A 16,822-nucleotide genomic window follows, 5' to 3' on the forward strand; every position below is an offset into this window, starting at 1 on the left:
GCTACTCCCGGTCGGCCCAGTAATCGTCCGCCTCGGCCTGGATGGTCTCCAGGTACGGCATCGGATCGGAGGGGTTGGCGATGAAGGCGCCGAACTGCTCGAGCGCGACGGTCAGGATCGGTGTCGGGGTCGCCTCGTAGTACCGGTCGTAGACCTCGTAATCGTCGCCGGCGACGGTGGTGCCGAGATCTTCGAGCATCGGGTCGGCGACGGTGGCCTGCGGGTTGAAGGCCACGTCGCCGCGCGCCTCGCTCCAGGCCGTCTGCGCCTCGGGGGACATCCACCACTCCGAGTAGCTCAGGCCGAGCGTCTTCTGCGAGGAGTTCTCGGCGACGCAGAGCGGTCCCGATTCGACGGCGACCGGGGTCTTGGCGAGGTCGGGGTTCACGGCGGGGATCACGAACATGTCGTAGTCCTCGCCGGAGACCATGCCGGCGCCGTCGAGTGAGCCGTTGAAGAACGAGCCGAAGTTGATCATGGCGTAGTCGCCCTGCTTGAGTCCGACCGCCGGGTCGACGGTGCTGCCGGCGTCGCTGAACCAGCCGGCCTCCTGCTGCTCGCGCCAGGTCTCCATGATCGCGACGATCTTCGGGTCGGTGTACGCGACCTCGCCGGTCGCGAGTCCGTTGTAGAGCTCGGGGTCGGTGCCGGCGACGAGCTGCTGGAACCAGGGGAAGGTGAACAGCGTGCTGGTCTGGTAGTACGGGGTGATGCCGGCGTCGGTCAGCCGCTCGGCGATCGCGTCGAGCTCGGTCCAGGTGGCGGGCTCCTCGATGCCCTGCTCCTCGAAGATGCGCTTGTTGTAGTACATCACCCAGTACGCGATGTTCATCGGGACGCAGTACTGCTTGCCGTCGAACGTGTAGGTGTCGCGCATGTCTTCGGCGACCCAGCCTTCGTCCACGGCCTTCGTCCAGATGTCGGTCGTCTCCGCGATGAGTCCCTCGTCGACGAGCTCGGTGAGCGAGGGCCCGGTCTGCCACGTGAACAACCCGGGGCTCTTGTCGGTGCGGAAGGACTGCCTGATGAAGGCGTCGTACTGATCGGCGTCGGAGTATCCGGTCGTGTCCAGGGTGATGTCGACGCCGGATTCGCTGCTCGCGTTGAGCTCGTCGAAGTCGGGTTCCCAGGCGGCCTTGTTGGTGTAGAAGTCGAGCGTGCCCGTCGTCGCGCCGTCGTCGCCGCCGCCGCCTCCGCACGAGGCGAGCAGCAGGCAGGAGGTGACGGCGACGGAGACGCCGACGGGGATCTTCCGTGTACTCATTTCGAACTCCTGTGTTCGTTGTCTTCTCAGGGGACTCGGGGTTTGCCGGTGGTCGGCGTCAAGCTTCGCCGACGCGCGTGCCGCGGACTGAGGCCTTGACCGTCGCGAACCGCTCGCTGCGCGAACGCTCCGTGCGCCTGATGACGTACGGGCCGACGGATGCCGGAACGATGAACGTCTCGGCGTAGTGGACGGGATACGGGTCGAAGGCCCCGGTCGGGCTCCAGATCTCGACCTCGTCCCCCTCCACGAGGTTCAGCACGTTCACCGTGCCTTCGGTGTCGTGGGCGGCCCGCTCGGAGAACCAGTGGCGGCGCACCTCGATGTATTCGAGCTCGTGCAGGCCGGTGCGTTCTTCGACCACGTCGCCGTCGCGGGCGAGCTGTTCGACCTGGCCGACGAGGTTCGCCTCCGTCCAGGCTCGGTCCCGGTGCCACACGAGGTTTCGCTCGCCGTGGTCGAGGTGCACGGGGCGGGGGACGCCGTCGAGTCCGAGGCGGCCCCAGTCCCAGAGCTTGAACGTGAAGAGGTACGGGGTCGCGGAGATCTCGAGGACCATGGAGTTCGCGCCCGAACTGTGGACGGTGCCGGCCGGGATCAGGAAGTGGTCGTGCTTCTTCGCGGGGAAGGTGTTCACGTACTTCTCGGCGTCGAAGGGGCGCTCGCCGGTCTCGGCGACCCGGAGGTCCTCCATCATCGCGTCTTTGTCGATGCCGTCCTTGAATCCGAGGTAGACGCGGGCGTCGTCTCCGGCGTCGAGCAGGTAGTACGACTCGTCCTGCGTGTAGTGCATGCCGAACGTCTGCTGGATGTAGTCCGTGAGCGGGTGCACCTGCAGTGAGAGGTTGCCGCCCTCCATGGTGTCGAGGAAGTCGAACCGGATCGGGAACTCGGCGCCGAACCGCGCGTACGTCCGCTCCCCCAGCAGCGCCTCGGGCTGCGAGAGCACCAGGTCCAGGGAGGGGATCTCGACGATCGCGCCGCCCGAGTCCTCCAGGAGCAGCGAGTTCTCCTCCGGGACGCAGTCGAAGCACCACGCGTAGTTCGGCTGTCCCGGGTCGAGGTCGAGCTTGCGCTTCATCCACTGTCCGCCCCAGACGCCGGGGTCGAAGAAGGGCACGACGCGGAGCGGGGCGTGCGCGGCGTGCTCCAGGCCGGCGCGGAAGGCGTCGCCGGTGATCATCCCGGGGGCCCGCGAGCTCGGCTCCGCGGGCCCGATCGCGTTGGCGTCGAGCACGAAGTCGAGCCGGTCGAACAGCGTCCGCTTGTGGCGGTCGGCCACGCGCCATTCCACGAAGAAGCCGCGCTTGTACTTGCGCAGTCGGTCCTCGTCCGGATTCTGGGCCCGCCAGTTCGTCGCCCCGGCGCGCTGCCGGAGCTGCAGCTCCCAGCGCGCCATGTCCGCCAACACGAGCGCGTACGGCGCGGCGAGCCGTCGGGCGACGAGGTCGGCGCCCCAGCCGAGCAGCACGGTGGGCCGCTCGTCGGACGCGACGTCCGCGGCGACCGCGGTGAGGCGGTCGGCGTCGTAGAAGGCGTCGACGGTGGCGTGCGACAGCACGCCGAAGACCCGGTCGTCCGTGAGGTTGTCGGCGATGGAGGCATTGATCTCCTCGATCGGCCGCGCGGCGGCGTCCTCGATGTCGACGACCCGCCATCGCGGCAGCGCATCGGCGATCGCCTTGGCGATGAGCGCGAGCTCCGCGCCCGGGTACGCATCGACGACGAGCAGCGGTGCGCGGCCGGCCGCCCTCTCGGACGCCGTTTCGGCGGCTTGGTGCCATGCCTTCGCGCCGGTGAGCACTCGGGCGTCGGCGGGAAGCGGCACGGTCGGCCGCTTCACGTAGCGTCCGGTCGAGTCGGTGGAGGACGGACTAGCGGTTGGCACGAGCGCTCCTTCTGGGATGGTTCTCGGCCGCGAGGACGGACAGTCCGCGCAGCACCGAGAGGTCGGGTCGTTCGGGAATGACGAAGGCCGGCCGGTGCGAGCTCGTCCACAGGTGTTCGGCGACGTAGGCCTCGATCGGGGCGGCGACGGTGTTCCCGGCGCGCATGATGCCGCCAGAGAGGATGACGACCTTCGGGTCGTAGGCGTGGCAGAGCGACACCGCCGTGGCGCCCCAGGCTCGGATCGCGCGATCGCGCAGGGCGAGGGCCGCGGCGTCGCCTGCCTCCGCGGCGGCGAGCATCTCCCTGACGTCGGTGACCGCGTCCCCGCGGGTCGCGAGCTCGCGCCGGATGGCCCATGCCCCGGCGATCGACTCGGCGCAGCCCACGTTGCCGCAGTTGCAGCGTGCGGCGTCGATGTCGACGGTCAGGTGGCCGCCGAGGATGCCCGCATGATCGTGGGCGCCGCGCAGGAGGGTGCCGGCCATGACGGCGGCGGTGCCGATGCCGGTGCCGAGGGTCATGAGCACCCCGTCTCTGACTCCGGCCGCGGAGCCGGTGGCGATCTCGCCCACGAGCGCGGCCCTGGCGTCGTTCTCGACGACGGCCGGGAGTCCGAACGACGCCTCGGCCCATGCGAGGAGATCGAGCTCGCCGAGGCGGGCGTGCTTGTCATGCGCCTGCACGAGCCGGCCGGCGGCACGGTCCACGACGCCCGGGAGCGCGATGCCGGCCGAGAGCGGCGCGGCCGGCGCGACGGCCGCGATCATCTCCGTCGCCTCGACCCTCACCGTTTCGAGGTCGCCGTCGCCTGCCGGGACGGTCGAGGTGCGGACCGGAGCGCCTTGGTCGAGGACGCCGAGCTTGATCTCGGACCCCCCGAAGTCGATGCAGAGCTCCATCGCTCGTCTCCCTCCTCGTCCCTGGCTTGAGGCCTCGCCATGCTCGATGACGGCGCCCTCGCGGTTGGTAACGTTACCAACCAGCGGCGAGCCTAGCAACCCCTGTGATCGCAGGGGCATGGGGGGCGTCAGGGGTGTTCGATGGAGACGGGCAGTTCGACGGTCCTGGCATCGGCGTCGGAGCCGTCGTCGAGTCTCGAGAACAGCAGGGTCGCCGCCTCACGTCCGAGCAGCCGCGCGTCGTGGTCGATGACGGTCACCGGCACCGGCATGAGCTCCGAGAGCTCGAAGTCGTCGAAACTCACGATGGCGGGGCGGGGCCCGGGCAGGCCGTCGCGGATGCGCCGTCCGATCTCGCGAAGGGCGCCGATCGAGTTGCGGTTGTTCGCGCTGAAGATCGCCGTCGGGGGCTCGGGCAGATCGAGCATCACCCTCGCGGCGCGGCGCGCCGCGGCCACGTCCTGCTGGTCTCGGGCGACGATCGTCGGGTCGATCGGCGCCCCGCGTTCGAGCATCGCCCGCTCGTATCCCCGGTACCGGCGCTCCCCGGTGAACACCGAGCTCCGGTTCCCGAGGAAGCCGATGCGGGTGTGGCCCGCGTCCAGCAGGGAGACCGTGCCGCGGTACGCGCCGCCGACGTCGTCGAGCAGCACCGTGTCGACGTCCAGGCCGGGCACTCGGCGCGAGGCGAGCACGAGCGGTACGTCTCCCAGGCGCTCGGGCCGCAGGTGCTCCCCGTCGCCGCTCGTCGGCACGAGGATGAGCCCTTCGACCTGTCGTCCGATGAAGTCGCTCACCAACTGGCGCTCGCGCGCGTCGTTCTCACCGGTGTTGCCGAGGATGATGCGCCGGCCGTGCTCGGCGGCGACCTCCTCGACGCCGAGCGCGAAGTTGCCGTAATAGGGGTTCGCGAGGTTGGTGATCGCGACGCCGATGAGGCCGCTGGGCTGGCCGGGGCGCAGACTGCGCGCGTTCTCGTTGCGGTAGTAGCCGAGCTCGCGGACGGCCGCCATCACGCGCTCCTGGACGTCGGGCCGCACGTTCCTGCCACCGGCGAGCGTACGGGAGACGGTCATCGGGCTCACGCCCGCGCGACTCGCGACCTCCTTGATGGTCGGCTGGCGTGTCCCTCGGGTTGTCGACATGCCCGCCTCCTCCGCGTCGTGCGCCAATCCTATGCGAACGTCAAGGTAGTCGAACGGGACCGCCTGCGGCGCACGGCGGCCTCGCCGCTCGCCTCGGAGTCTTGACAACCCTACGGCGACAAGTCCATCGGCGCCGGGCCTCACATGATCCTCGGCCCGCAGCGGCGGGGCGGGCGCGGCCTTGTGCGAAGTGACGCGGATTCCAGGGGAATCCGATCGGCCAACCCCACGTATACCGAAATGCCCGTGCTCATCACCTCGGTAACTATTTGCACACTTACCTCCCTCATCAATCTACGATGAACTTTTCAATACTCCTTGACTAAATCGTTACTTGTCTATATACCTATATTTACGGATTAAGCACTCTCGACAACTCGGCTCCGGTCTACCCTCGCGAGCCGATTGGGAGCGCTTCCTACTCTGTAAATCAGTGGTGCAGTCCTCTCAGATCTCTCACCCGCAGTGGAGCAGTCAGCATCGATTGCCCTTAGCCCAGAAAGTGATCCGAATGAAAGCCTTCCGAAAGATCCCACTGCTCGCCGGGGCCGCCGCCCTGGCCGCTGTCATGTTGGCCGGCCCGGTACAGGCCGATGCCGAGCTCGCCGAAGCTCCCAACGGCAAGATCACCATCGACGTCGCCACCGTCAACGGCTCCGGCTGCCCGCAGGGCACCGCGACCGTCGCCGTCAACAAGGACAACACGGCCTTCACCGTGACCTACAGCCGGTTCCTGGTACAGGCCGGTGGCCATTCCGACGCCACGGACATCCGCAAGAACTGCCAGATCAACCTGGCCGTGCACATTCCCTCGGGATTCACCTACGCTATCGCGAAGGCCGACTACCGCGGCCTGGGACACCTCCAACAGGGTGCCACCGGCATGCAGAAGGCGAGCTACTACTTCAGCGGGGACTCCGCGACCATCGGCTCGACCCACGAATTGAACGGTCCGTACAACGGCGACTGGCAGTTCACCGATAAAACCTCGGTGAGCGAACTCGTCTACCAGCCGTGCGGCGAGCAACGGAACCTCAACATCAACACCGAACTGCGGGTGAGGGCCGGCGACGACCCCTCCCTGAAGAGCTTCATGGCGATGGACTCGACGCAGGGAAGCGTCGCGACCGTCTTTCAATTCGCCTGGAAGCGCTGCTGAGGTAATCGGTAATCACACCGCACGCTGACAACGCGCGATCGCATCCGCGACTCGGAGTCGGGAGATCCCGAGTTGCGGATGCCTGCGAACGGGACACTCCGATGCCGCCCCCAAGGCGTGCCCTCCCATCTCTTCACCACCATATTGGCGTCCCCTCTGGACTGTGAATGCCCTCGGTTCATCGCCTCCACGCGCCTCGAAGGTCGCGTGAGGTAACCTAGATCTCTCAGTCTATTCCCAGGTCATTCGTCTACGGCGTCCGCGGATCGACAGAGAACGGAAACTGGACCCGTTGTCAGTGTCATGTCGTGGACACGAATCTCTCTGCCTCTACAGGATGCGTTCATCACATGTATTCACGGTGACATCTACAGCATCAATGCGACTCTCTCGACTTCTTGCGCACAGTGAATCGAGCGCTCTTACATCCGCAAGTTCAGGCACTCGCGACTGTCTTTGATGGGATGTTATCGCAGTCCTCTCATTGTCACTCAAGACTCATTCGTCCGCCTAAAAGGAATTATCGGGAAAACCTTGACCTTATGGACTTTTATAGATATATATAAATATATGGATTGAACGAGACGGGCAAAACCCACTCCGCCGATTCATCCGCAGGCGCTCCATCGGAATCCTGCTCGCCCGCCCATCCGCGGTGCATCCTCAGTCGATCCCCATGTCACTGCCCACCAGTCGACATCGACACCCGCCCACCTTTGAGAGGGATCAAGATGAAAGCCATCCGTAAGGCATCACTGCTCGTCGGGGCCCTGGCCCTGGCGACCGGTATGCTCGCGGCCCCCGCGGGGGCCGCGCACTTCACCGACGCGCCGGAAGACCAGATCGTCATCGACATCGCCACGGTCAACGGCTCAGGTTGTCCCCAGGACACCACCGCAGTCGCCGTCAATGAGGGCAACACCTCGTTCACCGTCACCTACAGCGACTACCTGGTGCAGGCCGGCGGCAACTCCGACCCCACCGATTTCCGCAAGAACTGCCAGCTCAACCTGATCGTGAACGTTCCGTCGGGCTTCACCTACGCGATCGCGAAGACCGACTACCGCGGCTTCGGGCACCTCGAGCCCGGCGCCAGCGGCATGCAGAAGGCGAGCTACTACTTCTCGGGCATGTCCGAGACCACCAGCTCCATCAACCGACTGGAGGCGCCGCTCAGCGACAACTGGCAGTTCACCGATGAAGTAGAGGTGGACCAGGTCGTCTACAAGCCGTGCGGCGAAGAGCGCAACTTCAACATCAACACCGAACTGCGCGTCAGCGCCGGCGACGACCGCAGCCTCAAGAGCTTCCTAGCGATGGACTCGACCGATGGAGACATCGAAACCGTGTTCCACTTCGCTTGGAAGCAGTGCGACGAGGATGCAACCGAGTAAGGACGGCTTCGCGGTCTGAACCGCGAACCGGTTCCACGGCCCGGCAACGGCATGCCGCCGGGCCGTGGACACCTGCCTTCTCCTCGTGTGCGTCCTGACGCCCTCCTGCTCTCGCTGCTCCGCTTCGCTCGCAAGAGGTGACGCCGGCCGAGCGATCGCCTATGGTGGTTGTTACTGGCCAGTATCCGCAAGGCCCCACGGCACGAGCGGAACCTCGCGAAGGATTGGACGACCAATGGCGATTGCGACCATCAACCCCACGACCGGTGCGACCGAGCAGGAATTCGAACCGCACGCCGCCGAGGAGGTGGAGCGGCGGACCGCGCGAGCTCAGGACGCGTTCAAGGCGCTGAAGGACTCGACGTTCGCCGAGCGGGCACAGTGGCTGCGCCGAGCGGCCGAGCTGCTCGAGGCCGAAGTGGACGAGACGGCACGGATGCTCGTGGTGGAGATGGGCAAGCCGGTCGGCCAAGCCGAGGCCGAAGTGCGCAAAAGCGCGAAAGGCCTGCGGTTCTACGCCGATCACGCCGAGGCGTTCCTCGCCGACGAGCCGCTGGACGACCCCTCCGCCGTCGGTGCGTCGAAAGCGTGGACGCGCTACGAACCGCTCGGGGTCGTGCTCGCGGTCATGCCCTGGAACTTCCCGATCTGGCAGGCACTGCGGTTCGCGGCCCCCGCGCTCGCGGCGGGGAACACCGGGCTGCTCAAGCACGCCTCGAACGTGCCTCGAACGGCGCTGTACCTCGACGGGCTGTTCGAGCGCGCAGGGTTCCCGCCAGGGGCGTTCCAGGCGCTCCTGATCGGTTCGAGCGAGGTCAAAGCGGTGGTCGAGGACCCGCGAGTCCAGGCCGTGACGCTCACCGGCTCGGAAGCGGCCGGCGGTTCGGTGGCGGCTGCGGCCGGCGGGGCGATCAAGAAGTCGGTGCTGGAGCTGGGCGGATCGGACCCGTTCATCGTGCTCCCCTCCGCGGACCTGGAGGCGGCCGTCGAGACGGCGGTGCGCGCCCGCACGATCAACAACGGGCAGTCGTGCATCGCGGGGAAGCGGTTCATCGTCCATGCCGCCATATACGAGGAGTTCACCCGTCGCTTCACCGAGGCGACCGCGGCGCTCACCGTCGGCGATCCGCTCGATCCGAAGACCCAGGTCGGGCCGCTCGCCACCGAAGCGGGCCGGGACGAACTCGCGGATCTGGTCGACGACGCGGTCGCCAAGGGCGCGAAGGTCCTCACCGGCGGCAGCACGCTCGAGCGGGCCGGCTGGTTCTACGCGCCCACGGTGCTGACCGACCTCAGCGACGACGCGAACATCGTGCATGAGGAGGCGTTCGGACCGGTCGCGGCCCTGTACCGCGCCGAGGACGCGGTCGACGCGGCGCGGATCGCGAACCGGACGAAGTTCGGACTGTCGAGCTCGGTGTGGACGAACGATGCCGAAGAGCAGGAGTGGTTCGTCCGCAACCTCGAAGCCGGCGCGGTGTTCGTCAACGGCATGACGGTGTCGTTTCCGGAACTGCCGTTCGGGGGCATCAAGGCGTCCGGATACGGCCGCGAGCTCGCCGCCGCCGGAATCCGCGAGTTCACCAACCTCAAGACCGTCTGGAAAGGCTGAGCCGGACGGTTCGGCCCGGCCCTTGCGCTCGACCATCGCCACCGATAGATTCATTGAAATATCGGAAAGTCGTCCGAAACTTTCAACGAGGAAATCGGAGACGCGATGCGAACTAGTTTGAAAGCGGTTGCTGCAGTGGCCGTGGCCGGCTTGGCGGCCACCATGGCCGCTGCGGTGCCGAGCCAGGCACAAACCCCTGAAGAGGTCTTCACCGGCGGCTTCGAGTCCGGCACCGCGGAAGGCTGGATCAGCCGCGGCGGCGCGACGCTCGAAGCCAGTGCGGCCCAAGCCCACTCGGGCGAATACAGCCTGCTCACCACCGGCCGGACCGCCGGCTGGCATGGACCGGCGTACAACCTTCTCGACGTCCTCGAACCGCAGGCCGTCTACCGATTCGAAGTCAGCGTCCGGCTCGCCGACGGCGAGCCGGAGGCTCCGATCGCGCTCACCATGCAGTCGGTTCCCGAGAGCACCGGTGAGACCGCCTGGACACCGATCGCCTCGGCCCCTTCGGTCACCGATACCGCATGGACCACCGTCACCGGCGAATACACCCCACCCGAGCCGGCCTTCGAGATGCAGTTCTACGTCGAGAGCGGCAGTGAGACGGCCGCTTACCACATCGACGACGTCACGGTCACGATGCTCCAACCCCCGCCGGACACCGAACTCCCGCGCCAGACCGCGGCCACGGTGGACTTCCGCACCGACCACCAGCGCATCGACGGATTCGGGTTCTCCCAGGCGTTCCAACGCGCCGCGGTCATGAACGGCCTCAACGGACTCACGCCCGAGAACCAGCAAGCGGTCCTCGACCTCCTGCTCGACCCCGAGACCGGCGCCGGGTTCAGCGTCCTCAGGCTCGGCATCGGCTCCTCGAGCGACGACGAATACGACCGGATGATGTCGATCCAGCCCGAAGACCCGGGGGGACCCGACGCCGAACCGCAGTACGTCTGGGACGGCTACGACGGCGGCCAGGTCTGGTTGGCCCGGCAGGCGCAGTCATACGGTGTCGACCGGTTCTACGCCGACGCCTGGAGCGCGCCCGGTTACATGAAGACCAACGGCGACGACGCCAATGGCGGCGAGCTCTGCGGCCTGCCCGGTACCGACTGCGAAGAAGACTGGCGTCAGGCCTACGCCGACTACCTGATCCAGTACGCCCAGTTCTACGAGCAGGAGGGCATCGAGATCACCGACATCGGCTTCACCAACGAACCCGACTACACCACCTCCTACGCGTCCATGCGGTTCGACTACGAGCAGATCAACGACTTCGTGGAGGTCATGGGCCCGACGATCGACGAGTCCGGGCTCGACATGAACCTGGTGTGCTGCGATTCGTTCGGCTGGAACGAGCAGACGGGCTACACCGAGGCGATCGAGGCCGACCCCGAAGCGTCGCAGTGGGTGGACATCCACGCCGGTCACAGTTATGCCTCGGCCTCGAATCATCCGCTTCCGACCGACGCGACCACCTGGATGTCGGAGTACGCGCTGTCGGCGAGCGAGACGTTCAACCCCGCCTGGGACGCCGGGGGCGCCAACTCCGGACTGGCGCTGGCCAACCACATTCACGACACCATGGCGATGGGAGAGGTCAACGCCTATATCACCTGGTTCGGCGCCTCGCTCAACAACACCGCCGCGCCCATACAACTGGACGGAGCCGACTACACCGTCTCCAAGCGACTGTGGGCCACGGCAGCCTACAGCCGTTTCGTCCGGCCCGACGCCTACCGCGTCGAGGCCGGCACGGACGGGACGCTGCTGAAGATCTCGGCCTACCGCAACGCCGACGGCAGCCGGATCGTCAATCTGATCAACAACCGCGGTTCCGAGGCGAGCGTCGACCTCGACCTCGAGGGCGTCAAGCCGGGCACGTGCATCACGACCTACGTGACCGACCAGGAGCACTCGCTCGAGGAGGTGGACGACTCGCGGTTCAACCGCTCAGGCACGACCGTCGAACTGCCGGAAAGGTCGCTGGTGACTTTGGAGATCGCCGCCTCACCACGCTGCGGCGGCGCGCACGACGACGGATGAGGGCGGCCTGCGCAGTGATCGGAATGCGCCGGGCACCATCTCGCGATGGTGCCCGGCCTCCGTCGCCCAGGACCGTCCACAGGCGGTGGCACTCGTTCACGTGGCCGGCCTCATACCCGCCCGCTTGAACGCGGTGTCGGATCGATCGCCTCCGCTCACATCGGGTCGAGGCGCAGGATCCGACCTCCGAGGCCCAGGACGTACAGCTCGCCGTCGGGCCCTTCCACGAACGAGGCGATCGATCCGACACCGACGCTGCCGCCGAATTCGATCGCACCTGCCGCGGCGCCGTCGTCGATCTGTTGTGCCAGCACCACTCCGAGGCAGAAGTCGCTGTACACATAGGCCCCCTGCAGCTCGGGGATCGCGCTGCCGCGGTATACGAACCCGCCGGTGACCGAGCACGCTCCCCCGCTGTGGTCGAATTCGAACCACGGCGGCCGGTGGTTCGCCGGCTCCTGACCCGAGACCGGAAGGGTGCCTTCCATGCGGGCCCAGCCGTAGTTCTCACCGCCCGTGCTGGAGGCGGGGGCGACGTTGATCTCCTCGCGTTCGTTCTGCCCCACATCGCCGATGTAGAGGTCGCCGGTCTCGGCGTCCCATGAGAACCGCCAGGGGTTGCGCAGTCCGTAGGCCCAGATCTCGTCTCGGGCGTCCGGATCGTCGACGAACGGATTGTCGGCCGGGATCGCGTACGGCTCGGCGCCCGAAGGGTCGATGCGAAGCAGCTTGCCCAGCAGCGTCCCCAAGTTCTGCGCGTTGTCGGACGGGTCGAAGGAACTGCCCCCGTCACCGAGCCCGATGTAGAGCATCCCGTCGGGCCCGAAGGCGATGTGGCCGCCGTTGTGATTGGAGAACGGCTGCTCCTGAGTGAGCACGGTTCGCCGCGTGTCGAGCTGGATCTGGCCCTCGGCCATGCCGAACTCTTCGACGGCGGTATCGCCGTTCAGGTCGGTGTACGAGATGTAGAAGTGGTCGAAGCTCGGATCGAACGCGATGCCGAGCAGGCCCCGCTCGCCCTCGATGGTGGTCTCGTCGCTGATGTCGAGTACCGGTTCGCTCAAGCCATCGCCGCCCAGCACTTGGACCGTGCCCGTGCGGTTGGCGATCCAGATCGCCCCGTCCGGTCCGACCGTCCCGGCCGTAGGCGCCGATCCGCTGGCCACCGGTGTCAGGGTCGCATCGACCTGGTCCGGGTCCGGATCCTCCGATGGGGTCTCGCTCGGATCCTCCCCCGCTTCGCCGCATTCGACGCCGTTGAGCGTGAAGGACTCGGGCTGGCCGGCGCCTCCGGAGACGATCATGCCGAACAATTCCCGGCTCTGCCCGGCCTCGACGGTGGCGTTCCATCCGACATCGGAGCCGGTGAAGGTCGGCCCCGTCTGGTCCCAGTGGACGTTCCAGGCGTTCTGTACCACCGCCCCGTCCAGCATGTCGAACGAAAGGCTCCAGCCGTCCACCCGCTCGGTTCCGGTAACGAGTGAGATCGCGGCCTGGTGGCCGCTGCCCCAGTCGTTGACGATGCGGTACTCGATCGATTCGCAAGCGGCGGCGTGTGCCGGGTTCGCCGCGACCACCGCCACCGCACCGGCGATGAGCACTCCTGACGCGGCGGCTACTGCTGCGAGCCGCCTTGATCGACCTCGCCTGAATTCCATGCGACGTCCCTCCTCCGGCTGGACGCGCATCGCCCAGCCCAGTGTCAGACAACATCCGTTATATCGAGAGTAGTCGATACAATTGCGGTCGGCGAGAGGCGTGCCCGGAGGCTTGGCGGCTGCGGCCGATTGCCCCGATCCCTTCAGGAGCGGACACCGCCGACCTCGGCCTTCGTCGCCTCCAGTGCGAGCGGGGGCGCAATGTGCGGGGATCCGCCTTGCCCAGTGGGTCTATGTCCTCGCCGGGAAGCCGGCGGACGCACCTGCGAGCCCGCACGACCTGAACGGCAATGACCGCGGGAGGTACGGCGGGCGCCGTCCTACCTCCCGCGGAGTAGGCCCATTGACGCCTTTGGGCCGATGCCGGAGCGCAGAAGGCGGCAGCAGACTCGGCCGCATGCAACGGCGAAGAGCGAACACCACCATCGAAGTCCCCGACCCCACGCTGACCGCTCGAGGACACCGTCCGCACCGCCCTTCGGTCGAGGCCAGATGCGAGGGGCGCCTGCGGTGACACTGTTCTTCCTTGGGTGGACGCGCTTCATCGTCGCGCTCCTCGCACTCCAAGTCGGACTCGCCGGGTGGGGTGCCGTCGGGCAGGGCGGGGAGCGCATCATGCGCTTCGTCGCCCACGTCGGCAACGGCGGCATGCTCATGTTCTGGCTCATGCTGTCGATCGTCTTCGTCCTCATCGCTCGGCCGGGGCGCAAGGCCGCCCTGCTGACGGTCCTGTCGGCCGTAATGATCCTGATGCAGGGCGCGCTCGCCTACGGCTTCGGCACCGACGGCGTCGGCGGGGGCATCGGCATCGCCCTCCACGCGCTCAACGGCCTCGGCGTCCTCACCGTGCAATTGGTCGTCGCCCGACTGGCCAAGCAGGCGGTCGAGACAGAACGCGCCCGGAGGGCGCGAGAAAGCGAGGTCCCGGCATGAATCGTGCCTTCACCAGAGTCCTGCGGATCTGGATGCTGCTGCTGCTGACACTGCTGGTCGTCCAGTTCGCCCTGGCCGGATTCGGAGTCGGCTACGGCGGCGCGCTGGAGGACGGATTTGCGATGCATGTCCGAAACGGTGATGCCCTCCTGTACCTCTATTCGGCCGCGATCCTCCTCGCGCTCGCGGCGCGGCCCGGCGCGAAGATCGTGTGGATGACCGTCCTGGGGGCCGTCCTCGTACTGCTCCAGCACGGCATGGCCCTGGTCAACGTCCCCGGCACGATCTGGGGGCAATCGCTGTTCCTGGTGCACGCCCTCAACGGTTTGGCACTCATCTTCCTGGCCTACCGAACCGGAGTCATGATCCGGAACAACATTCGCGAGGGGGTCGTGAGCGCACCATAGGACCCGACGCGAAACCTCACGCGCCTCAGGGGTGCGGCGAGCCGCTAAACTCGTAGCTGCCTTCCACCTACGCTCGAAGAAGACGCGGAATGCCCCTGAAGTTCAATGCAGTCGTCCGCCGAAAGTGGCTCGCGGGAGCCGCGATAGCCGTGATCGCGGTCGTGGTGGTCACGACCGGAGTCCTCGCCTCGACGCTCGACGAGCCGCGGGCGGTGTCCGATTCCAGGGCAGAGACGGCGGTGCCTCGATCGCAGAGCGGGCCGCGCTGGGAACTCGACGCCGAGCGGCTCCTTCGCGAGGCGGATCTGACCGGCGAGTTCAGTTTCGTGCTCTACGACTCGGTGGAGGACCGGTACCTGCTCAGCCACCGGGCCGACGCCACCCATTTCTCTCAGTCGATCGTCAAGCTCTTGATCGCCGTCGGCGCCCTCCAACACGAAGCGGACGAGTCCTCGGTGGCGGAGATGCTCTCCAGGAGCGACGATCTGATCGCGTCGGAACTCTGGGCCGAGCTCAACGGACCCGCCGTCATCGACGAGCAGGCGGGCGCGATGGGGCTCGTGCACACAGCGCCCTCGGCCAAGTGGGTGCGCTGGGGCGACACGCTGATCTCCGCCTCGGACGTGGTGCGCGTCTACATTCATCTCCTGGAAGCACTGCCGGGGCGCGACCGCGCGATCATCTTCGATGCGCTGGCGGCGATGACGGAGACCGGAGCCGACGGCTTCGACCAGACCTTCGGCATCCCCTCCGCCGCCGACGGCCGGGACTGGGCGGTCAAACAGGGATGGGGTTGCTGCAAACCCGACCGCTTCCTGGTCTCCACCGGCACCATCGGGCCGGACCACCGCTACATCGCGGCGGTCTTCGGCGCCTGGGACGAAAACCAGGTCGACGAAGCGCAAGCCGCCGAAGAGATGACCACCCTGTCCGCAGCCGCAATCGAGTTCCTCTCGGCCCCGGCACGAGCGCTGCCCGGCTCCGACTGAGCCGTTCGGCGCCGAACCTACGCCCGTTCGGAAATCGGTCGCCGCTCACCCGCTCCACCGTTCTCACCGGGCACACCGGTTCCGCCGTTCCGAGACGGCGCAGCGATCACCTCTTCCCGCACAGGACACAAGCGACCACGTGCATCTCATATGGCCGGTTCGGTGCTCTTCGAAACAGGACCTGTCTGTTCATTCGAAAGGCGCATTCGTCACCATTGGCACCATTATCTAAAATGGCTGATCGCATTGCCTCCGAATGAATGTGAGAATGGCACTCTTGTAGGCCTTGCTTCGTCCTGACAACGGTGATAACACATTGATAGGGCGGAATTCTCCTCACTCATCGAACGTCCTCATAAGACGAAATCTGCCCTCGTAATGCACTGCCAAGAGCAAGGAGAAACCAATATGAAGCGACTCCTATTGTGCGTCACCGCGATCGTCGGGCTCCTCGGCATCGGGGCGTCCGCACAAGCCGATCCCCAAGAACCGAACGCTCCCGAACCACCGGACTCCACCGGGTCGTCGCATCAGCAGATCGAAGCGAAGGACACCGTCGCGGACTCGGCGGCGTTCGCGCGCCAGCAGGAAGTGGCCGATGCGCCGTTCGACTTCGAACAGGCCGTCGTCAACGTCAAGAGCGACTACGCCAGTGTGGCCGTGAACTCGCTGGACCCCGAGCACTCGCGGGTCAGCCTCTACTTCGTCGACCTCGCCGCCGATCGAGTCCTGTGGGACCGCACCATGGTCTTCACTCCCGCGGCCGATCGCGGGGCCGACTCGAACGCCGTGGACATCGCGGTGCTCGACGAGGGCGAACCGGTCTACGAGGGCACCGTCGGCGCTGACGGCGAACTCAGCGCCGCTCCGGAATACCGGGAGCTGACCACGGCCGCCAACGGTGCGGCGACCGGCACCGCCGACGCCGAGTGCGCCGAGGCGGCGCAGGCCCTGGCCGCCGGCGACGACGTGTCGCAGCAAGGCGTGTGCGAATGGGCCGTCGGGGCACTCTGTGCGACAGGCGGCGGAGCGGGCTGCTACGGCGCATGCGTCGCCCTCGGGCTCGTCTCTGGACCGGGAGGTCTGGGCTGCGCCACCGTGTGCTCCCTGATCGCCTTCCTGGGATGCCAGGCCGCCACGGAGACCATCTGCGGGTGAGCCGTCGGCGGGCGCACCGGCCGGTGCGCCCCCCGCCCCTCCCCGCCCGCACCGACATCAGAGAAAGGCAGGTTCCCATGTCGAACACCTTCCGCATCGGCGGCGCCGTCATCTTGGCGCTCGTCTTCGGCATCGGCTTCTACATCGCGCTCGAACGCGTCACGGCGGCGGTCGTCATCGGGCTCGCCGCAGCCGCCGGATGGCTCCTCTTGGGCCTCTTCTTCGGACGCGAGTGAATGAGCACCGCTCATGCCGGTCGCCCAGC

General features: G+C 67.0%; 13 protein-coding genes and 2 pseudogenes. 9 read left to right on the forward strand and 6 right to left on the reverse strand.

All coding sequences use genetic code 11. The features are described 5' to 3' along the window. Position 1 precedes the first annotated feature (1 nt). The 4 genes from ACYVK3_RS11855 to ACYVK3_RS11870 all read right to left on the reverse strand — a co-directional run bounded on the left by ACYVK3_RS11855 (position 2) and on the right by ACYVK3_RS11870 (position 5,198). On the reverse strand, positions 2-1,264 hold the full coding sequence (locus tag ACYVK3_RS11855) for an ABC transporter substrate-binding protein (protein ID WP_460497524.1): 1,263 nt from the start codon (positions 1,262-1,264) through the stop codon (positions 2-4). Between the two features lie 58 nt (positions 1,265-1,322). Continuing rightward, positions 1,323-3,152, reverse strand: coding sequence for a class I mannose-6-phosphate isomerase (locus ACYVK3_RS11860; RefSeq protein WP_460497525.1), 1,830 nt, complete (start codon positions 3,150-3,152; stop codon positions 1,323-1,325). Further along, on the reverse strand, positions 3,139-4,053 hold the full coding sequence (locus tag ACYVK3_RS11865; RefSeq protein WP_460497526.1) for an ROK family protein: 915 nt from the start codon (positions 4,051-4,053) through the stop codon (positions 3,139-3,141). Before ACYVK3_RS11865 ends, ACYVK3_RS11860 begins: the two co-directional genes overlap by 14 nt. A gap of 128 nt (positions 4,054-4,181) precedes the next feature. Next, positions 4,182-5,198 carry a LacI family DNA-binding transcriptional regulator gene (locus ACYVK3_RS11870; RefSeq protein ID WP_460497527.1) on the reverse strand — a complete coding sequence of 339 codons (1,017 nt, stop codon included), beginning with the start codon at positions 5,196-5,198 and terminating at the stop codon, positions 4,182-4,184. A 433-nt stretch (positions 5,199-5,631) separates the two neighbouring features. Between ACYVK3_RS11870 and ACYVK3_RS11875 the strand changes: the two genes are divergently transcribed. From ACYVK3_RS11875 to ACYVK3_RS11890, 4 genes are all read left to right on the forward strand, one after another. After that, positions 5,632-6,357 carry a DUF4360 domain-containing protein gene (locus ACYVK3_RS11875; protein WP_460497528.1) on the forward strand — a complete coding sequence of 242 codons (726 nt, stop codon included), beginning with the start codon at positions 5,632-5,634 and terminating at the stop codon, positions 6,355-6,357. A gap of 731 nt (positions 6,358-7,088) precedes the next feature. Further along, on the forward strand, positions 7,089-7,751 hold the full coding sequence (locus ACYVK3_RS11880) for a DUF4360 domain-containing protein (RefSeq protein WP_460497529.1): 663 nt from the start codon (positions 7,089-7,091) through the stop codon (positions 7,749-7,751). 235 nt (positions 7,752-7,986) lie between these two features. Next, entirely contained in the window at positions 7,987-9,363 is a 1,377-nt protein-coding gene (locus ACYVK3_RS11885; protein WP_460497530.1) for an aldehyde dehydrogenase family protein, read from the forward strand. Positions 9,364-9,468: 105 nt separating this feature from the next. Beyond that, complete coding sequence (locus tag ACYVK3_RS11890; RefSeq protein WP_460497531.1) at positions 9,469-11,412, forward strand: carbohydrate binding domain-containing protein; 1,944 nt, start codon at positions 9,469-9,471, stop codon at positions 11,410-11,412. A 155-nt stretch (positions 11,413-11,567) separates the two neighbouring features. On the opposite strand, the pseudogene ACYVK3_RS11895 reads toward ACYVK3_RS11890, so the two are convergent. Beyond that, positions 11,568-12,650 (reverse strand): annotated as a pseudogene (locus ACYVK3_RS11895) (PQQ-dependent sugar dehydrogenase); the annotation flags it as partial. 18 nt (positions 12,651-12,668) lie between these two features. Further along, positions 12,669-13,100: pseudogene (locus ACYVK3_RS11900) on the reverse strand (cellulose binding domain-containing protein); the annotation flags it as partial. Between the two features lie 480 nt (positions 13,101-13,580). Here ACYVK3_RS11900 and ACYVK3_RS11905 point away from each other — a divergent pair. The 5 genes from ACYVK3_RS11905 (at position 13,581) to ACYVK3_RS11925 (ending at position 16,793) form a co-directional block, all read left to right on the forward strand. Continuing rightward, a complete protein-coding gene (locus ACYVK3_RS11905; RefSeq protein ID WP_460497532.1) occupies positions 13,581-14,003 on the forward strand; it encodes a hypothetical protein in 423 nt (140 codons plus the stop codon). Then, a complete protein-coding gene (locus tag ACYVK3_RS11910) occupies positions 14,000-14,410 on the forward strand; it encodes a hypothetical protein (protein WP_460497533.1) in 411 nt (136 codons plus the stop codon). Before ACYVK3_RS11905 ends, ACYVK3_RS11910 begins: the two co-directional genes overlap by 4 nt. An 89-nt stretch (positions 14,411-14,499) precedes the next feature. Next, a complete protein-coding gene (locus tag ACYVK3_RS11915; protein WP_460497534.1) occupies positions 14,500-15,399 on the forward strand; it encodes a hypothetical protein in 900 nt (299 codons plus the stop codon). A 408-nt stretch (positions 15,400-15,807) separates the two neighbouring features. Then, positions 15,808-16,557, forward strand: coding sequence for a halocin C8-like domain-containing protein (locus ACYVK3_RS11920; protein ID WP_460497535.1), 750 nt, complete (start codon positions 15,808-15,810; stop codon positions 16,555-16,557). 77 nt (positions 16,558-16,634) lie between these two features. Next, complete coding sequence (locus tag ACYVK3_RS11925; RefSeq protein WP_460497536.1) at positions 16,635-16,793, forward strand: hypothetical protein; 159 nt, start codon at positions 16,635-16,637, stop codon at positions 16,791-16,793. Positions 16,794-16,822: the final 29 nt, after the last annotated feature.

Source organism: Glycomyces tarimensis, from assembly GCF_054776215.1.

Coding starts and splice junctions, on each gene's coding strand:
- ACYVK3_RS11890 (WP_460497531.1), top strand. CDS start 9,469: ATGCGAACTAGTTTGAAAGCGGTTGCTGCAGTGGCCGTGGCCGGCTTG.
- ACYVK3_RS11870 (WP_460497527.1), bottom strand. CDS start 5,198: ATGTCGACAACCCGAGGGACACGCCAGCCGACCATCAAGGAGGTCGCG.
- ACYVK3_RS11855 (WP_460497524.1), bottom strand. CDS start 1,264: ATGAGTACACGGAAGATCCCCGTCGGCGTCTCCGTCGCCGTCACCTCC.
- ACYVK3_RS11920 (WP_460497535.1), top strand. CDS start 15,808: ATGAAGCGACTCCTATTGTGCGTCACCGCGATCGTCGGGCTCCTCGGC.
- ACYVK3_RS11885 (WP_460497530.1), top strand. CDS start 7,987: ATGGCGATTGCGACCATCAACCCCACGACCGGTGCGACCGAGCAGGAA.
- ACYVK3_RS11910 (WP_460497533.1), top strand. CDS start 14,000: ATGAATCGTGCCTTCACCAGAGTCCTGCGGATCTGGATGCTGCTGCTG.
- ACYVK3_RS11865 (WP_460497526.1), bottom strand. CDS start 4,053: ATGGAGCTCTGCATCGACTTCGGGGGGTCCGAGATCAAGCTCGGCGTC.
- ACYVK3_RS11880 (WP_460497529.1), top strand. CDS start 7,089: ATGAAAGCCATCCGTAAGGCATCACTGCTCGTCGGGGCCCTGGCCCTG.
- ACYVK3_RS11915 (WP_460497534.1), top strand. CDS start 14,500: ATGCCCCTGAAGTTCAATGCAGTCGTCCGCCGAAAGTGGCTCGCGGGA.
- ACYVK3_RS11925 (WP_460497536.1), top strand. CDS start 16,635: ATGTCGAACACCTTCCGCATCGGCGGCGCCGTCATCTTGGCGCTCGTC.